The sequence below is a fragment of the Niastella sp. OAS944 genome (assembly GCA_024809215.1).
Classification (GTDB): Bacteria; Bacteroidota; Bacteroidia; order Chitinophagales; family Chitinophagaceae; genus Niastella.
In genome coordinates, this window is the sequence record JANUBW010000009.1 from 159,914 (window position 1) to 176,364 (window position 16,451).

The following is a 16,451-nucleotide window of genomic DNA, read 5'->3' on the forward strand; positions in this document are numbered from 1 at the left end:
TTATAAATGAAACTAAATATGAAAATTAAGATAGTTTCCATTTTTAAGATACTGAAGTCAATTGGCAAAAGCCAATTGGCAATTGACAATTTGCAATTGGCAAAGCCCGCGTATAGTCGGACATTCCGCACTATTGCACCTTTGCCTATTGCTTATTGTCTATTGCTTGTTGTTTTATTGGGTGCATGCAAAAAGTGGATCGATGTAAAGCCCAATGACCGGCTTACAGAAGATCAGCTTTATTCTACCCAGCAAGGGTATTTGAATGCGTTGAATGGAATATATATAGAACTGACCAATCCTGCTATTTATGGCGATAAGATGACCGTGAGTAACCTCGATATAATGGCCCAGTATTATGTGATGAACTCTACCACACACAAGTATAACCAGTATGCCACTTGGGAGTTTACAGCTGATACGCCCAAAGTAGTTTTCGATAATATGTGGAAGAAGTCTTATGAGCTTATTCTTAACTGCAATGTGATTATTGAGCGTTGTGGTGAAGATGGTAATGGTGTATTGACCAGTCCTTACTTTGGCCTTGTAAAAGGAGAAGCGCTGGCATTACGGGCCATGCTGCATTTTGACATGCTGCGGTTGTTTGGCCCCATTTATTCGCAGGCCGATAAAGACAAGCCCTGCATTCCATACAATACCGCATCACGCCCACAATCATCGGCCCTGCTTGGTTCTGCAGAAGTAATGCAGCACATTATAGATGACCTGAACGCCGCTGCTGCTTTATTAAAAGATGTAGACCCGGTTATTACTGATGGGGTTCGGCATAGCGCCGGCGCCAACGGCAGTAACGACCTGCAGTACCGGCAATACCGCCTGAACTATTATGCAGTAAAAGCATTACGGGCCCGGGCTTACCTGTGGATGCAGGACAAAACAAAGGCCGGGGAGGAGGCAAGACAGCTACTTTCAGAAACGCTTAATCCTGCCAAACCCATATTCCCCTTAGTGGTTACTCCTGAAACCGATACCTCAAAAATAACAGCTGCCGATTTCGATCATATGTTCAGAACACAGGTTATATTCGGGTTATACAAAACCAACCGGCAAACTCTTTATAATACTTATTTCTCACCCGAAATTCAGGAGAATCTGAGGTTGAGTTTTAATAGTTACAATGATAATGAAGACCGCCTGAATTTAATGTTTGACGATGGGCGGGACCACCGCAAAAAATCATGGATAATACTTTCGACACCCGCAAATAAGTACCTCACGCATATAAAGTTTTCATATGGGGCTTACAATCCCAGCCCTAACATGATGCCATTGATACGAATGGGTGAGATCCTTTTAATGGCAGCGGAATGCAGCAATACGGTTGATGAAGGGAAGGCCTATCTTAACCAGTTGCGTTTGTCAAAGAATGCCGTTAACCTGAACCCAACCACCATGGCTCAATTAAAAGACTTTATAACGAACGAGTTTAGAAAAGAGATGATCGGTGAAGGGCAGATGTTCTTTTATTACAAGCGAAACGCTATGACAACCCTGCCCAATCATCAATGGGGTCAAGGTGTAAGTCTCACAAAAACAGTTTCCCTGCTCAATTATGTGGTGCCGCTGCCGGTAAGTGAAGTGTCGAACAGAACCAATTGACAACAGGCAATTGACAATTGGCAAGGGGGGCGGGAGTTTCGTGTATTGCCTATTGTCTATTGCCAATTGATATAAAAGCAAATAATTTATATAATGAAAAAGATCATATACTATTCGATAATGCTGGTATTTGGTTTCACGCTGGCATCCTGTGAAAAGGAGATGAAGACCTATGAGGGGCTGGAAGGAGTTTATTTTGCGCAGCAATGGGGTTCTCCGGTTTACAGCGAATGGCCTTATCGCCCATTCACAAACGTGGAACTGGTAAAGGTGGCCGGTACCTTAACTGAATATACCGCTAATATAAAAGTGATGTTCACCGGGCGGGTAATAGATAAGGACCGTTATTTTAAAGTAGAGATCAATCCTGATAGTACAACAGCAATAGAGAATGTACATTATGCGCCGCTGCCCGAAGAGATACTGGTACCGGCCAATGCTACTGTTGCCTATGTTCCCTTGCTAATAAAACGATCAAAGGACCTGCAAACGACCAGTAAAAAGATCGGTCTCAGGCTGGTAGCCAATAGCGATTTTGGTATTGCCTTTCCCAACTGGAAAGCCATTCCCGAACTTGGTAAAGGCACACTTACACCCGCCGACACGGCTTTCGACAACAGTATACATACAGTGATCGTACACGACTATATTGTACAACCGAAAATATGGCCCGGTTCAGTAAATGCCACCACTAACCGCGACCAGGGCTCATGGGGTGGTTTTACCCGCAAAAAGATAGAACTGATGTATAGGCTGTTCAGTCTTACTTATGACAGTTTTGCTTCTACCGAAACGATGCCGCTTGTATTGCAAAGCCTTATTACCCAGGAAATGGCACGTTACCTGATTGAACAGTTCAATGCCGGCACGCCGGTGAAAGAAGAGGATGGCAGGTTAATGTTTGTGGGTAACGTTCCATGGGTTTCCATCGTTGGTGTACCGTATCCGTAATCTTAAAAGCAAAAATTACAATGAAAAGATCCTTCATAATCATACTTACTGCTTACATACCTTTCCTTTCGGCCTGTTATAAAGACAAGGGAAATTATGACTATCACGACATTAATGACGTACAGATCAGCGGAATAGCTGCCAGCTATACATATGTATTAGGCACCGATCTGCATATTGCGCCCAATATACAAACGAAGGTCAATGACATTTCATCCGTTAATTGTTACTGGATATTGACCAAGGGCGAATCAACTATCATTGACACCCTAGGCAGGTCGCCAGTGCTCGATACAAGGATAAATGTTAGGGCGGCTGATGATTACAGGCTTTGGTTAAGGGTAATAGACAAAGCTTCAGGTGTTGCATTTAAAGCAGGTGCCAAATTAACCGTGAGCACATTATTATCAACAGGACTGCTGCTCATAGGTACTGACGATAACAGCAATGCAGAAGCGGAATTTATCTCGATGGTAAAAGACACGGTCGTATTCCACAATATGTTAAGTAAAAGCGGTTTGCCTACCCTGCGCGATCCTATGAGTTTTGCTATGCTGGGTGGCAGAAGTGATACCAATGCCAATATAATCCGGCTTTGGGTATTGACAAAAAGTGGCTCCTACTATCTTGACCGTAATACCATGGCTGGAAGTACCTCAAGAAAGTTCGCCAATATTTGTATCACCAACGAAATAAACAGGGATGCTATTACCCCTGTTGTTATTATGCCACAGGTAAAAGATAGAGCTGGGGGGGCTGGTTCCAGCACTACGATTACACCTACAACCTTTTGCCGGGCGGCAATCACTACCGATGGCGATATTTTTGCTACGCATTCATTTTTAACCGGTGGCGATTATTATGGCAACCCCATCAACCGGTTATCAACTAATTATCCCAAACGCATCAAAGCAGCGCCCTACTTTTGGTATCCTGTAATTAATTATGGTTCGGGAGCATTTATGTGGTTCGATCCCGAAAACCAGCGTTTTATGTCGTATTCCAATTTCGCTTACGATTACTCTACAACAATGACCGATGGAGCAACCGATAGTTACTCCTGGAACCTGGCCTCACAGAACCGAAGCCTGGTATATGGGGAAAATACGCGTAACACCGACTATGGCTCAACCAATGGCAATTCATTCGCCATTGTTAAAGACAATACCGGCCAACATTATATTTATCAGTTTTATGCAAACGGTGCTTCACCGGTCAAGCGCGATCTGTTTACGGTATCGCCCATTGCTACCGATTTTGATAAAGCCAACTTCTATGCGTTCTCATCAAAACGCCCTGTGATATTTTATTCAGTTGGTAACAGGTTATATGCATACGATTACAACAAAGGGCTGGAGAAATTCTACCAGTTCCCCGAACTATCGACCGATGAAATAACCATGCTTAAATTCGATACCCAGATCGATGGCGGCACCAATGCATTATATGTTGCTACCTATAATGCTACTACTAAGGGCAGGCTGCGCCGTTATATAGTAGGATCCAATCCGAACTACGTGGATATTACCCCGGTTGACAAAAGTGACTGGGATGGCCTGATAAAAATTAAAGACATGAACTGGAGAGGAACAAACTAATCAAATCTTATACTATGAACAATAAGCTAAAGTCTCTAATTGCATTTGCGTTACTAACCGGAAGCTCAATTTCCATTTTTGCACAAACCGCGTTTACAATAAAATGGAATTTGAAAGATACCTCCAGGAATGGGGAGAAGGTATTTCTGAACTATTTCAACGGCGAAAAGAAAATATATACTACTGCCCCTGTAAAGGATGGCGTATTTACCTTCAACGGAACGGTGAAAGATCCTGCCAGAACGTCTTTGTCTATCAGTACAACCAAAGAAGAGCGGAAGCCAAAGCCCTGGCGAACTTCAGATAAATGCGAGTTTTTTATTGAAGGTGGCGAGGTGATCATAGAAGGATATCCATTACCCAAAGCTGTTATAAAAGCGCCCGGCAAATCGCAAAAAGATTTTCAGGCACTGCAGGCAAAGCTTAAGCCATTTGAGGAAAAAGAGAAGACTACTTATGATGCCATGCTGGATGCAATCATTAAACGCGATTCGGTACTGGCAAAAACACAACGCACCGCTAATGATATAAGCAAACATGAGATCGATAGCGTTGAACTGGTTTTCATGAAAGCAAATCCTGCATCACAGGTATCGCTCGATCTGTTACAGGAAAGAGTAACGGCCAAGTCGCTGGCAGAAGATAAAGAAGGCATGTTGGCGTTGTACAAAAAACTGGCTGCGCCATTAAAGACAACGATTGTTGGTAAACAACTGGGCGAGTTAATTGAAACGGCGTTTAAGTTAGGCCCCGGTAAACCGGCTGAAGATTTTGTACTGAACGATACCTTAGGTAACCCGGTGAAGTTATCTTCATTCAAAGGCAAGTATGTGTTGCTCGATTTCTGGGCAAGCTGGTGCATACCCTGTCGCGCCGAAAACCCAACGGTAATAAAAGCTTTCGATAAGTATAAAGACAAAAACTTCACCGTGATCAGCGTATCGCTCGAAAAGCCGGGCGACCGCAATGCCTGGGTGGCAGCTATTGTTAAAGACAAACTTACCTGGACACAGGTAGCCACGCTTACAAAAGAAGAAAGTGAGAATATGAGAAAGCTGTATGGTATACAAAGCATTCCCATGAATTATCTTATAGATCCGCAAGGAAAAGTGGTGGCCGTTCATTTACGCGGCGAGAACCTTTTAAAGAAATTGGAAGAGATCCTGTAACCTTAACCTGTACCCCTCTCTGTACCTGTATCTACCCAATGGCACCTGATGTGTAGAAGTAGACCGTTCCGGTTAGCCGGAGCGGTTTTTTTTATACCTCCTGACATAGGGTTGTCACTCCGGATGCTTTACTTTGTGGCTGTCAAATAAAAACAGTATGTCCTTACTTAAAGAACTCTACTCGCGGGCCTTTTATAACCAAATAGGTGAGGTGTTTGCCTCCATTGTGCCCGGCTTTGATAAGAAGGCTTTTATAAAGAAGATCTATGCCCCCGGTTTTGAGACCAAAGAATTAAAAGAGCGGATGCGGCATACCTCTGTAGTGTTGCATCAGTTTTTACCGGCCAATTTTGCCAAAGCCGCTAAGGTGTTGAAAAAAGCCATTGTAAGTTTTAGGAAACTGAACCTGGGTGAAGATAAGCTGGAGTACATGTTTCTTCCCGACTACATTGAAACTTATGGCATCGACGATTACGCCACATCTGTTGAGGCGTTGGAGTTTACCACCCAATTCGTAAGCTGTGAATTTGCCGTAAGGCCTTTCCTGTTAAAATACACGGAAGCCATGATCGCCCAAATGCAACAATGGGCCAATCACGAAAACCATAAAGTGCGGCGCCTGGCCAGTGAAGGCATGCGGCCACGTTTGCCCTGGGGATTGGCAGTACCAGCGCTTAAAAAGAACCCGCAGGAAGTGTTGGTGGTGTTGGAGAAATTAAAGAACGATCCATCGGAGTGGGTGCGCAAAAGTGTGGCCAATTGCCTCAACGACCTGGCAAAAGATCACCCGCAGCTGGCTATAAAAACCGCAAAGGCATGGTTAGGGCTTAGCAAAGAAACCAATGCCATTGTTAAACATGGGTGCAGAACGCTTTTAAAGCAGGGTAATGCGGAAGTGTTAGGTCTCTTTAATTTGGGCGATAATACCAATATTAAATTGTTGAGCTATAATGTGAGTACCGATCGTGTACGTATTGGTGAAGATCTTAAGTTTACCGTAAGTCTGCACAATAAACATGACCGGCCTCTGATTGTTCGACTTGAATATGGTATTTATTACCTGAGAAAAAACGGAACCCATTCAAAGAAAGTATTTAAGATAAGCGAAAGGGAATTTAAGGCGGGGGAGAAAGCCACTATCATGCGCAAGCAAAGTTTTAAAATGATCACTACGCGCACATACTATCCGGGATTGCATAAAGTATCGATCATTATCAATGGCCGGGAGCGGAAGACAGAACATTTTGAAGTGAGGTCTTAAACCGGAACTATCAGTGCAATACAGGGGGAGGCGTGAAGTGCAATACCTTCTTCCAACAGCCAAACCAGCTGACCGGTTTGCGGTGCAATAACTTCCATCGACACTTTATCGGTGCTTACCTCGCAAATGACATCGCCATTTATTACTGTTGAATCTAATTCGGCTTTCCACTCGGTAATGATTGTTGGGGCACCGCCAGAAAGAAGATCGCTTTCGTTGAAGATCACTTCAATGCAATTTGGAAATTTATCTTTAGTTATTTTGAATGGAGATAAAGAGGGGCGTGGCTTTCGCCAGATGGTGTCGCCATAAGAGGTTTCTATCTTTATGTATCCTTCCGCCAACTTTCTGGCATTTTCCACCTCTATGATTTTCATTGCGTCTTCTTTCTCCTGCTTTCTTATAGCTTCCAATTTATCCAAAAAATGAGTGTCACCCTGAAATATATCTGCTGCATTAGTAAGCAGGTATTGGGCATAACCATACAGCTGATCAACCTGACTGCCTGTAACCGGTTCTTCGGGTTTTCGTTCTTTTAACAGCCGATGAATGCTGTACAATGCAGCACCGCTTTCGTTTATGCCTATATGAACGGTGGCGTTCATTCCCCAGTTTATACCTTCTACAATGATCCTGATCTTACTATTGGAAAAAGTTAGCTGAAATAAATTGGCGGTATCAGAAAGGGGAGTGGTTTCCTCCTGAAACCCAAAGTTGTTGCAAATGGTAGCAAAAGCCTTTCTCGTTTCTGCTTTGAAGTGAGAAAGGTTTTCTGCGTGCATCTCATAGTAATTATCGCTCATGTTTTATCGGCTGTCACACGAATATATTGTATTTAAGCCGGAAACCGCTTCCCCACACTCTCCCAATCAACCACACTCCACCACGCATTAATATAATCTGGCCGTTTGTTCTGATACTTCAAATAATAAGCATGTTCCCAAACATCTAAACCTAAAACAGGTATGCCTTTTACTTCAGCCACATTCATCAGCGGATTATCCTGGTTAGGGGTAGACGTAACCACCAGCTTATTATCGCTTGTAAACACCAGCCAGGCCCAGCCACTGCCGAAGCGGGTTTTGGCTGCTTCGTTAAACTGGTTCTTAAATGCATCAAAGGACCCGAAGTCTTTGGTGATGGCTTCGGCCAGTTTACCTGTAGGGGCGTTACTGCCCGAAGGGGCTTTTAGCGATTTCCAGAATAATTCATGATTATAATGCCCGCCGGCATTGTTGCGCATTTTGGGGGAGTACTTTGAGATATTCCTCAGCAGTTCTTCTATACGCGTTGAACCTGTATTTACCTGTTCGTCTTTTACCGCTTCACCCAGGCTTTTGGCATACGTGGCGGCATGTTTGCTATAATGAATTTCCATGGTAGTGGCGTCTATAGCCGGTTCCAGCGCTTTGTACGCATAGCCCAGGGGGGATTGCTGCCAGCCGATATCGCTACCCTCAATGGTAATAGATTTGTTATTATTTGCCAGCGATGCCAGCGCAGGTGTGGCCAGCACTAATCCCAGTCCGGCCTTGCCTGTATTCAGGATAAAGTTCCGGCGGCTAAATACATGTTCTTTACTCATTAAAATATTTTTAAAATTCAGGTAATTGGGTATGAATAAGACCTTAGCTATGCAAATTGCAGGCCCCTGGTAATCAAAGTAATATTTAACAGGCTGGAACAAAGTTTTAAACCAATTGTTTGAAATGAATGTTGTTGTTTCAAATAGACTTAAATCTATAAGTATGTCAAAAAAGGAAGCCATATGGCTTAGTATTATAGCGGTTGTGTTTTTAGGCGGGTTTTACTATTACATGAAATACATTTTTAAGCCCAAACCCAAACAGGCAACTGAAGTGCGTTCAACAACTACCGGCCCCAAACCCCTGCTGCCTGAAGATAAACAGGAGTGGAAGATGCCAAAGGAGCTGAAAGAAATTTCGGGAAATGTATTCGTTGACGATGTTCGTATGGCCTGTATACAGGATAACGATGGCTTTATTTTCATCTATAATCTGCAAAGTGAAACTGTTGATGAAACTATAGAATTTGCCGGCAAGGGTGACTATGAAGGGTTGGCCCTGGTACGAAATACCTACTTTGTTCTAAGGTCAGACGGTATGTTGTACGAGGTGCAGCCACAAAAAGGGAAGGCGCCACACGTTAAAACCTATGAGCTGCCGCTAAAAGCAGAGAATGAGACCGAATCAATATGTTTCGATAGTGATAATAACAGGTTACTGGTTGCCGTAAAAACAAAAGACCTGCACGAAAGTGACAAAAAGGGTATTTACAGTTTCGATCTTAAGACCAAACAAATGAGCACAACCGCAGTTTGTTATATTGATGACAAGGTAAGCGTTGATGATACTGAGGAAAAGAATGGCAAGGGTAAGAAAAAGAAAAAAGAGAAGTCAGAAATAAAACCTTCTGAAATTGCCATTCAGCCCGGCACCCGCGACTTCTTTATATTAGATGGCCCTTCTGCAAGGTTGTTCATTACAGATCCGAAAGGTAATATTATATCCAAATATGAATTAGATAAGAATATCTTACCGCAACCCGAAGGCATCTGCTTTAGTAAAAGCGGCGATATCTATATCTCAAGCGAGGCCAATAAAAACAAACATGGCATAATTGCAAAATTTGCCCCAAACGCTTTTAAATAAGCAGATCTAAATTTCTGCAGAAACCTTAGCGTATTTATTCCTGTATTCGATAGGCGTTATACCGGTCACTTTTTTGAAAATGTCGCGGAAGGCCTTAGTGTCGGTATAGCCTACATCGAACATTACTTCTACTACATTCTTTTGCGATGCTTCAAAGAATTGTTTAGCGGCTTCTACGCGAACCCGTTGTACATATTCTTTTACCGTATTGTTAGTAGCTTGTTTAAACCTGCGTTCAAAGGTGCGGTGGCCTGCATTGATCTTTGCAGCCAATACGTCGATGGTGAGCTTTTCGTTATAGTTCTTTTCAATAAAATCCTGTATGCTGAGGATCTCGTTATCGGTATGGTTCCGTTGCCCTTTGAATATGGCAAATACATCCTGGCTGTTCCGGTCGATATCCAATGCAAAATGTTTGGAAATAAGTACTGCTATATCGCGGTTGGCAAATTTTTCAACCAGGTATAAAACCAGGTTCCATAAGCTGGTAGCACCGCCGCTGCTGTAAATATTATCTATTTCTGTAATGATGGCCCCATCAACCACCTCAACACTGGGATACCTTTCTTTAAATTGATTGATATGGGCCCAATGGGTTGAACATTTTTTGTTATTCAGTATACCGGTTTCTGCCAGCAAAAAGGCGCCAATGCATAAACTGGCAATACTACAACCTTTTTTATATAAGCGTTGAAAGTGGGGGATGGCCTCAGCATTTACTGCTATACCCTCCAGAATATCGCCATAGGCAGGTGGCACTATCAGCAGATCGGTTTCGCTAACGTCTTTTAACAACCTATCTGTTTTTATAGAATACTCACCATCGTTGGCCGATACATATTCATGCAGGCCTACATATTCTACCTTGAATATGGGCTCTTTTCCTATTGACTTCAGAAAGTCATTGGCCGTTTTGAATGTCCGGTACGCCGGCGTTAGCGCTTCTATAACGGCACATTCAGGAACAAAAACAGATACTTGCATTGGGTATAAGTTTGACCCCAAATATAACTAAACCATTTGTCACGTTCAACCCCTTAACTTGTCGTTTTTGCCCACGCTTCGCTAGCCGGCAGGTTTTTACATTTGTATGTGAAATAAAACTTTATTGTGATGACTGATGAAAAGCGAGGGTTTGGCATCTTTCTCACCTTTAGCGGTGAGTGCGCCCAGGCATTGAAATATTATAAAAAATGTTTTGGCGGCGACCTGTTGCTGCAAACCATGGCCGATGAATATAGCGGCATGTACCTCGATAAACAAATGCGTGATGTAGTGATCAGTGCAACGCTTACCAATAACTATTTTAAGTTAGTGGCTACCGATTTAACCGGTGATGCAGGAATAGTGATTGGAAATAATATCAGTATACTGGTTGAATGTGCTTCGTTGAATGAGAGGGACAGATTTACCAGTTTCTTATCTGATCAAAAAAGCGCTTATAGCCAGAATCACGATAAGCTGATAAGTGTATTAGACAGGTATAATATAAACTGGATCTTAAGTATCAAATAAAAAGCAGGCGCGGGAGAAAGTTCCGGCCTGCTTAATGTATGGTCGGTTAGGGTTTATAAGGACTGGTTTTTTGACGCTGGTCGTATTCTACCATGGCAGCATCTTTGGTGGCGTTTTCGCTGAACTTGCCCAGTTTGGCAGCCGCATCTATCAACGTCATTTCAAAGTTTACCACCGGTATTTCGGTATGCGTGCCGTTATACATGTCTTTCATATTGCCATTGATGCTTTTTGAATACTTCGACAGGAAATCGTTGTAATCATTTACCACCAGTTTGCTTTTTGCTTTCAGGTCGTTGACCCATATACGTATCTGGCTTAACTCATACTCGCTACGGGCGCGGTGTTTGGCTGCGGTGTTTAACATAAGTTCCTTCACTTTTGCGGGGTCGTAGGTTAAACCAGCTTCACCCATTACAATTTTCGGCAGCTTTTTAAAAGCCTTTTGATGCGCTTCATCAATTTCAGCATGATTGCCGGCGCTGGCTTTTAATGTAATGATGTTGTTTTCAACAGCTGTTTGTATCTGGCTCAATTGCTGCCACATTTTGGTAATGGCATCGTTGATCTCCATGGCTGTTTTTATTTTATTGGCTTCGCCCTGTTCTTTTTCAAATTTGCTATGGTCTGTTGGCACAGCTGCAGTACTGCTGCCTTTTTTTTCGGCTTCCATGAACTTTTTCATTTCGGCTTCTTTTTGTTTGTCGCTCATCTTATCAAACTTCGCCGCATATTCCTTATCGTTCATGTATTTCTGCATCATGGCATTCATACCGGGCATTTGGCCGGCATTGCTGTTCATCATTTCGGCTGCAGCCTCCATGGCGGCTGCCTCGGCTTCTTTTTCGCTCATCTTCGATATTTTATCGGCACCGCCCATTCTGCTTACAATGGGATTACGGTCTACCTCGGCCGTTGCCATTTTGCGCATGCCTTCATCGCCCTGCTGTTCATTGAACTGCTGGATCTTATTGCCATAAAAAAGATTGATCTGTTTTTGTGCGCTTTCTATTTTATCGTAAAATGGTTTGTAGTATTCCGTGAGTTTTGCGCCACTAACGGTATTGACGTCTGCGCCAAAACTGCGGGTAAGCGCCTCCGATGCATTGGAAGGTACTGGTGGCGCAGCTTCTATAAGGGCATGAATATTTGTTTTTCCTAAAAAAGAGCCTTCTTTCTTTTGCTGGCCAATAACAACATGGCCTGCCAGCTGTAACAGGCTTGCAGCAGTTACTACTTTCAATAAATAGCTATACATATATGAACTCCTGGTTTTGTTTAGTATCGTGCAAAAAAACAGCGAAACTGTATGCAAAACAGGTTAATTCGGACCAATAGCCATTTATGCTTCTTCAAATGTTTATAAGGGTGTATTAAATGTTTTTACCGGCGTTCGCCAACCTGCTGGCGCCACATGGAGTAGTACAAACCACGTTGTTGTAATAATTCATTATGCGTACCGGTCTCTGAGATTGTCCCTTTTTCCAGCACATAAATAACATCGGCATGCATAATGGTCGATAACCGGTGGGCAATAAGAATGGTCATTTGTTGCCGGCTCTCTGATATTTGCCTTATGGTGGAGGATATCTCTTCTTCTGTTAATGAATCGAGCGCCGAAGTGGCTTCATCAAATATCAGCAGCTCTGGATGGCGCAACAAAGCCCGGGCAATAGAGAGTCGTTGTTTTTCACCACCCGAAAGTTTCATGCCGCTTTCTCCAAGAATGGTATTCAACCCATGCGAAGCTTTTGCAATAAGCCCCGAGGCTGATGCTTTTCGTAATGCTTCTGTAATCTCGTGTTCTGTAGCATTGGGTTTTACAAACAACAGGTTGTCTTTGATGGATCCGGCATACAATTGCGTGTCTTGTGTTACAAATCCAATTTGCCTTCTTAACGGGTTATACCTTATTTGGTTTGAGTTGATGCCATTGAAGTAGATGTTGCCTTCAACCGGCGTATACAACCCTACCAGCAATTTTACCAGCGTTGATTTGCCCGACCCCGAAGGACCAACGAAGGCAATGGTTTCACCTGGTTTTATGGTAAATGAAATACCATCTATGGCGTTATAGTTGGCTGTTTTGTGTTTGAATACCACCTGCTCAAATCGCAGGCTTTCGAGTTTGCCAAGCTCTATACTGTTTTCGGGCCGGTGTTCAATGGGTTTATTCATAAGCCTGTCGAAGCTTTTTAATGAGGCATCGGCTTCGCGGTAAAGGATGATCAAATTTCCAAGCTCCTGTAATGGGTTGAAGATGGCCGTGGAAATAAATTGCATGGCTATCAGTTCACCGGTGGTAAGCACCTTTCTAAAGATGAGCCATAACAGGATAAACAAAATAGATTGTTTTAGCAGGTTGAGCATATTGCCCTGTAAAAAAGAAAGCGAACTTACTTTTTTAGCCTTTAGCATTTCCAGCTCAAATATTTTCAGCGTTTGTTCATTCAGTCGCCTTATTTCGGGGAAGGTTAGGCCCAGGCTTTTTACCAGCTCTATATTTCTAAGGCTTTCGGTAATTACCCCGGCCTGCCTGTCGGTTTGCCGGTTGATAGATCTTTGTATGCCTTTTATTCTTTTAGATACCAGTCCGGTGAGTGAACCCAAAAGAACAATGCCAACAAAGAAAACAGGCACCAGTAACCAGTTCCTGTTGATGCTGTACCAAAGCAAAAAGCCTATGCCTACGAACGATGTGAACAGCACATTAATGAATGAATTGATAAAACGTTCCGCATCTGTTTTTACTTTTTGTAGCACCGATAGGGTAGTGCCGCTTCTGCTTTCTTCAAACTCCTGGAACGACAGGCGTAAGGTTTGCTTTAGCCCGTCGTTGAAAACGTTCATGCCAAAACGGGCCACTGTTTTACGGGTTATATATTCCTGAGATGACTTGAGTAATTTAGCCAGCACCGCAATGCCGAGCGCTATCAGTAACCAGTAAATAATGCCGGGTATCAGTTCATTTTCGGGCAAATTGTATCTGTTGGTGGCAAAGCGGTCAATGATCTTACCAAAGATCACCGGGTCGAGCAGGTTTAGTAATTGAGCGCCCGCTGCAAGAAGGAGTGACAATACAATGAGCATGCGATGGGGCTTCAAATACTTCCATAAAACTTTCATTACTGCAAGTTACTTTAAGAAATTCTTGCAGCATGTATTGAAAAACATATACCAGGTCGTTCAATTTAATTGCCTGAAAAAGATATAATTACAAAAAAGACCGCCGGTAACGACAGTCTTTTTGCTTATTATGAAAAAAGTAGGGTTATATAATATGGAGGCTGGTCAATGCGGCTGTTATCAAAATACCCACGTCAATAAGAATGCTCAGGGCAAAGGCCGGTATGGTTATTTTGGTAGGTAAGGCAGCCAGGTTAGTGATCAGCGATATGGCCATGGCAAAAATGGCTAACATAAACAATACTAAACTATTACCCGCCATTACAACGGCTAACACGGTTAGTGGGGTAATTACACAACCATGGCCTGCTACGACCACGCCCAGCCAGATAAGCCGGTTTTCCTGCTGGCCTTTACACCAATTAATAAATCTTGAAAATACTGAAGTGCCGGTCTGATTATAAGTAGTTCCTATTGTGTGGTTAAAAGTTGTTGTTGCCATTTTGTTTGTGTTTTGTTACACAAATTTCCTTCCCTACAGGCCGGCAACGGATGACCTTTGCAAGGGAAGGATATGACTTTTGTCAGACGGTGCCTTTTTTGTTAAACTCCCGCTGAGACCTGAAGTGTTGAATGGTGTTCTTCATTGTACCAATTCGTTTTACCCAGGTTTTTACTAACAGCGTAGTCTGTACTATAAAAAGCAGGAGGGCGGCAGCCGTAACCCACAATAAGGTAGTATCGTTTTTAATAGTGAACCTGGCGAAAAGCATCAGTGCGGCAAAAATGATGGTTCGGCCGGCAATACCCAATACAGCCACCAGTCTTATTTTCTTAAGTACATCTTCAAGTGATTTTTTGATATCATTTCCTTTTGCCAGGCTTTTTGAAATTATAGAAGGTATAAAGCCGTTTTGAATATTAAAAATGGGAGACGATTGTTCGGCTATGATCTCAGTTAGTTCTGCGTTGCTTTTGGGATCGGTTGCTATATTCTGCCACATCAGTTTTATTGAAGGCTGTTCATTGGGGCTTACTACATACTGCTGTACCTTCTTTTTTATTCTGTTTAGTTTTACCCCAACAATTGTTTCGGCAAGACCCGTGGTAGCGGCAATTTCAGGGTAACTCAGGTCTTCGAGGTACAGGGTCATAATGGCTTTGTCATCATCGGTCAATTGCTTTAAGGCATTGATCAGTTCTACATTATGATCTGTAAGGGTCATTAAAGTTTGCAGCGTATCGGGCGTTCTTTCATTGAAGATCATATTATGTACAATGGCGGTAGTAAGTGCTATGCGATATGCCCACAAACCCGTTTTTGTTTTTTCAGAGTCTGTTGAAGCAGACTTCCATAACTGGAACACAATTGCCCCAAACAGGGTTCCTTTATCTGCACCGGTGTCTTTGTAAAGGCGGCATACCTTTCCAATAGTTTGCTGATACTGGTCAACTAAGTGTATTGACATCATTCCATCTGCCTCTTGATGCTGGTCAATCCATTCAACAAATTGAACTTCATCCATAATGGTAATTTGATTTAGGGCCTTAAAAAATAACGTTTACGTTTTTAAGGATCGGTTCGGCAACGATCAAATGGTATTAGTCTTTGACTGGTTAAGGTGCGTGTGGAAGTAGATATCGGAATTACACTGGGAATGGGTTCGTGTAGATTGAAAATAAAAATAAGTACCTTAAAAATGACTTAAAGGCATTAAGTAAATATAATTTGGTTTTTATGCCTTTACAAAGGTGATGGTGGTCATTTCTTTCTTAATTTGGGAGTTAATTTATTGCAGCATTTAAGTGTACATATGTGATGGAAAAAAAGAAGTGTATTGTAGTTATTGAAGATGAGGCTTCGGTTCAGCAAAACATGGTAGAGAACCTGATCAGGAACGATTTTGATGTATTTGCGTATAGCAAAGCTGAGGATGCTATTGAATCAGAGATCTTAACTGTGGCCGATGCGGTGGTAATGGATATCAGGCTGCCCGGTATTAATGGATGGCAGGCAACCTCCATTATTAAAAAGAATAATGCCGAATTGCCCGTACTGATGGTAACAGCTTATAGCGATGTAAATTACCGCCTGCAGGGATTTGAGACCGGCGCCGATGATTACATTATAAAGCCCTTTTTTATGGAGGAATTGATTGCCAGGTTGCGTACCATATTAAAACGGTATGAGTTGGCGCCGAGCGGAAAAAGGTTTTACCAGGTGGGCGATCTGAATATTGATATAAAGGGGAAATCGGTGTTCCGGGGTAAAGAGGTGATCAAGTTAAGCCAAACCGAATTCAACCTGCTTGCACTATTGGCAGAAGGCAATGGATTGCCCGTTTCGAAAGAAGAGATCCTTAAGAAGATATGGAAAGGTAAATACAGCGTTAGCGATAATACCATTGAAGTGTATATTAATTTGTTAAGGAATAAAATTGATAAACCTTTTCCCAGCAAGCTGATACATACTAAACCGGGGTTTGGTTATTTTCTTGCCCAGGAGCAGTAACTACACAATACCGATATATCATAACAC

At 42.6% G+C, this 16,451-nt stretch carries 15 protein-coding genes; 8 read left to right on the forward strand and 7 right to left on the reverse strand.

Annotation, left to right across the window (positions count from 1 at the left end; genetic code table 11):
- The first annotated feature begins 18 nt into the window (after positions 1 to 18).
- The 5 genes from GGD38_RS28915 to GGD38_RS28935 all read left to right on the forward strand — a co-directional run bounded on the left by GGD38_RS28915 (position 19) and on the right by GGD38_RS28935 (position 6,599).
- Positions 19 to 1,620 (forward strand): RagB/SusD family nutrient uptake outer membrane protein, encoded by a 1,602-nt coding sequence (locus tag GGD38_RS28915; RefSeq protein ID WP_375302775.1) that lies wholly within the window; start codon positions 19 to 21, stop codon positions 1,618 to 1,620.
- Positions 1,621 to 1,713: 93 nt separating this feature from the next.
- Positions 1,714 to 2,571, forward strand: a complete 858-nt coding sequence (locus GGD38_RS28920) for a DUF4843 domain-containing protein (RefSeq protein WP_375302774.1) — start codon at positions 1,714 to 1,716, stop codon at positions 2,569 to 2,571.
- A gap of 20 nt (positions 2,572 to 2,591) precedes the next feature.
- The gene (locus GGD38_RS28925; protein ID WP_375302773.1) at positions 2,592 to 4,169 is read left to right on the forward strand and encodes a PKD-like family lipoprotein; all 1,578 of its coding nucleotides are present in this window, start codon (positions 2,592 to 2,594) and stop codon (positions 4,167 to 4,169) included.
- A gap of 14 nt (positions 4,170 to 4,183) precedes the next feature.
- Positions 4,184 to 5,338: a redoxin domain-containing protein gene (locus tag GGD38_RS28930; protein WP_375302772.1), complete on the forward strand. Its 1,155-nt coding sequence runs from the start codon at positions 4,184 to 4,186 to the stop codon at positions 5,336 to 5,338.
- A gap of 157 nt (positions 5,339 to 5,495) precedes the next feature.
- Positions 5,496 to 6,599 carry a DNA alkylation repair protein gene (locus tag GGD38_RS28935; RefSeq protein ID WP_375302771.1) on the forward strand — a complete coding sequence of 368 codons (1,104 nt, stop codon included), beginning with the start codon at positions 5,496 to 5,498 and terminating at the stop codon, positions 6,597 to 6,599.
- On the opposite strand, the gene GGD38_RS28940 is transcribed toward GGD38_RS28935, so the two are convergent.
- Positions 6,596 to 7,381, reverse strand: coding sequence for a biotin/lipoyl-containing protein (locus tag GGD38_RS28940; RefSeq protein WP_375302770.1), 786 nt, complete (start codon positions 7,379 to 7,381; stop codon positions 6,596 to 6,598). The two genes, GGD38_RS28935 and GGD38_RS28940, sit on opposite strands and share 4 nt — an antisense overlap.
- A gap of 53 nt (positions 7,382 to 7,434) precedes the next feature.
- Positions 7,435 to 8,184 (reverse strand): superoxide dismutase, encoded by a 750-nt coding sequence (locus GGD38_RS28945; RefSeq protein WP_375302769.1) that lies wholly within the window; start codon positions 8,182 to 8,184, stop codon positions 7,435 to 7,437.
- A gap of 163 nt (positions 8,185 to 8,347) precedes the next feature.
- Between GGD38_RS28945 and GGD38_RS28950 the strand changes: the two genes are divergently transcribed.
- Positions 8,348 to 9,271 (forward strand): SdiA-regulated domain-containing protein, encoded by a 924-nt coding sequence (locus GGD38_RS28950; RefSeq protein WP_375302768.1) that lies wholly within the window; start codon positions 8,348 to 8,350, stop codon positions 9,269 to 9,271.
- 6 nt (positions 9,272 to 9,277) lie between these two features.
- On the opposite strand, the gene GGD38_RS28955 is transcribed toward GGD38_RS28950, so the two are convergent.
- Positions 9,278 to 10,255, reverse strand: coding sequence for a GlxA family transcriptional regulator (locus GGD38_RS28955; protein WP_375302767.1), 978 nt, complete (start codon positions 10,253 to 10,255; stop codon positions 9,278 to 9,280).
- Positions 10,256 to 10,384: 129 nt separating this feature from the next.
- Here GGD38_RS28955 and GGD38_RS28960 point away from each other — a divergent pair, with 129 nt between their 5' ends.
- Positions 10,385 to 10,786: a hypothetical protein gene (locus GGD38_RS28960; protein WP_375302766.1), complete on the forward strand. Its 402-nt coding sequence runs from the start codon at positions 10,385 to 10,387 to the stop codon at positions 10,784 to 10,786.
- A gap of 46 nt (positions 10,787 to 10,832) precedes the next feature.
- On the opposite strand, the gene GGD38_RS28965 is transcribed toward GGD38_RS28960, so the two are convergent.
- The 4 genes from GGD38_RS28965 to GGD38_RS28980 all read right to left on the reverse strand — a co-directional run bounded on the left by GGD38_RS28965 (position 10,833) and on the right by GGD38_RS28980 (position 15,438).
- On the reverse strand, positions 10,833 to 12,044 hold the full coding sequence (locus GGD38_RS28965) for a hypothetical protein (protein ID WP_375302765.1): 1,212 nt from the start codon (positions 12,042 to 12,044) through the stop codon (positions 10,833 to 10,835).
- 125 nt (positions 12,045 to 12,169) lie between these two features.
- Positions 12,170 to 13,912, reverse strand: a complete 1,743-nt coding sequence (locus GGD38_RS28970) for an ABC transporter ATP-binding protein (protein WP_375302764.1) — start codon at positions 13,910 to 13,912, stop codon at positions 12,170 to 12,172.
- A 145-nt stretch (positions 13,913 to 14,057) separates the two neighbouring features.
- Entirely contained in the window at positions 14,058 to 14,414 is a 357-nt protein-coding gene (locus GGD38_RS28975) for a hypothetical protein (protein WP_375302763.1), read from the reverse strand.
- 82 nt (positions 14,415 to 14,496) lie between these two features.
- A complete protein-coding gene (locus GGD38_RS28980) occupies positions 14,497 to 15,438 on the reverse strand; it encodes an RNA polymerase sigma factor (RefSeq protein WP_375302762.1) in 942 nt (313 codons plus the stop codon).
- Positions 15,439 to 15,731: 293 nt separating this feature from the next.
- Here GGD38_RS28980 and GGD38_RS28985 point away from each other — a divergent pair, with 293 nt between their 5' ends.
- Complete coding sequence (locus GGD38_RS28985) at positions 15,732 to 16,424, forward strand: response regulator transcription factor (protein WP_375302761.1); 693 nt, start codon at positions 15,732 to 15,734, stop codon at positions 16,422 to 16,424.
- Positions 16,425 to 16,451: the final 27 nt, after the last annotated feature.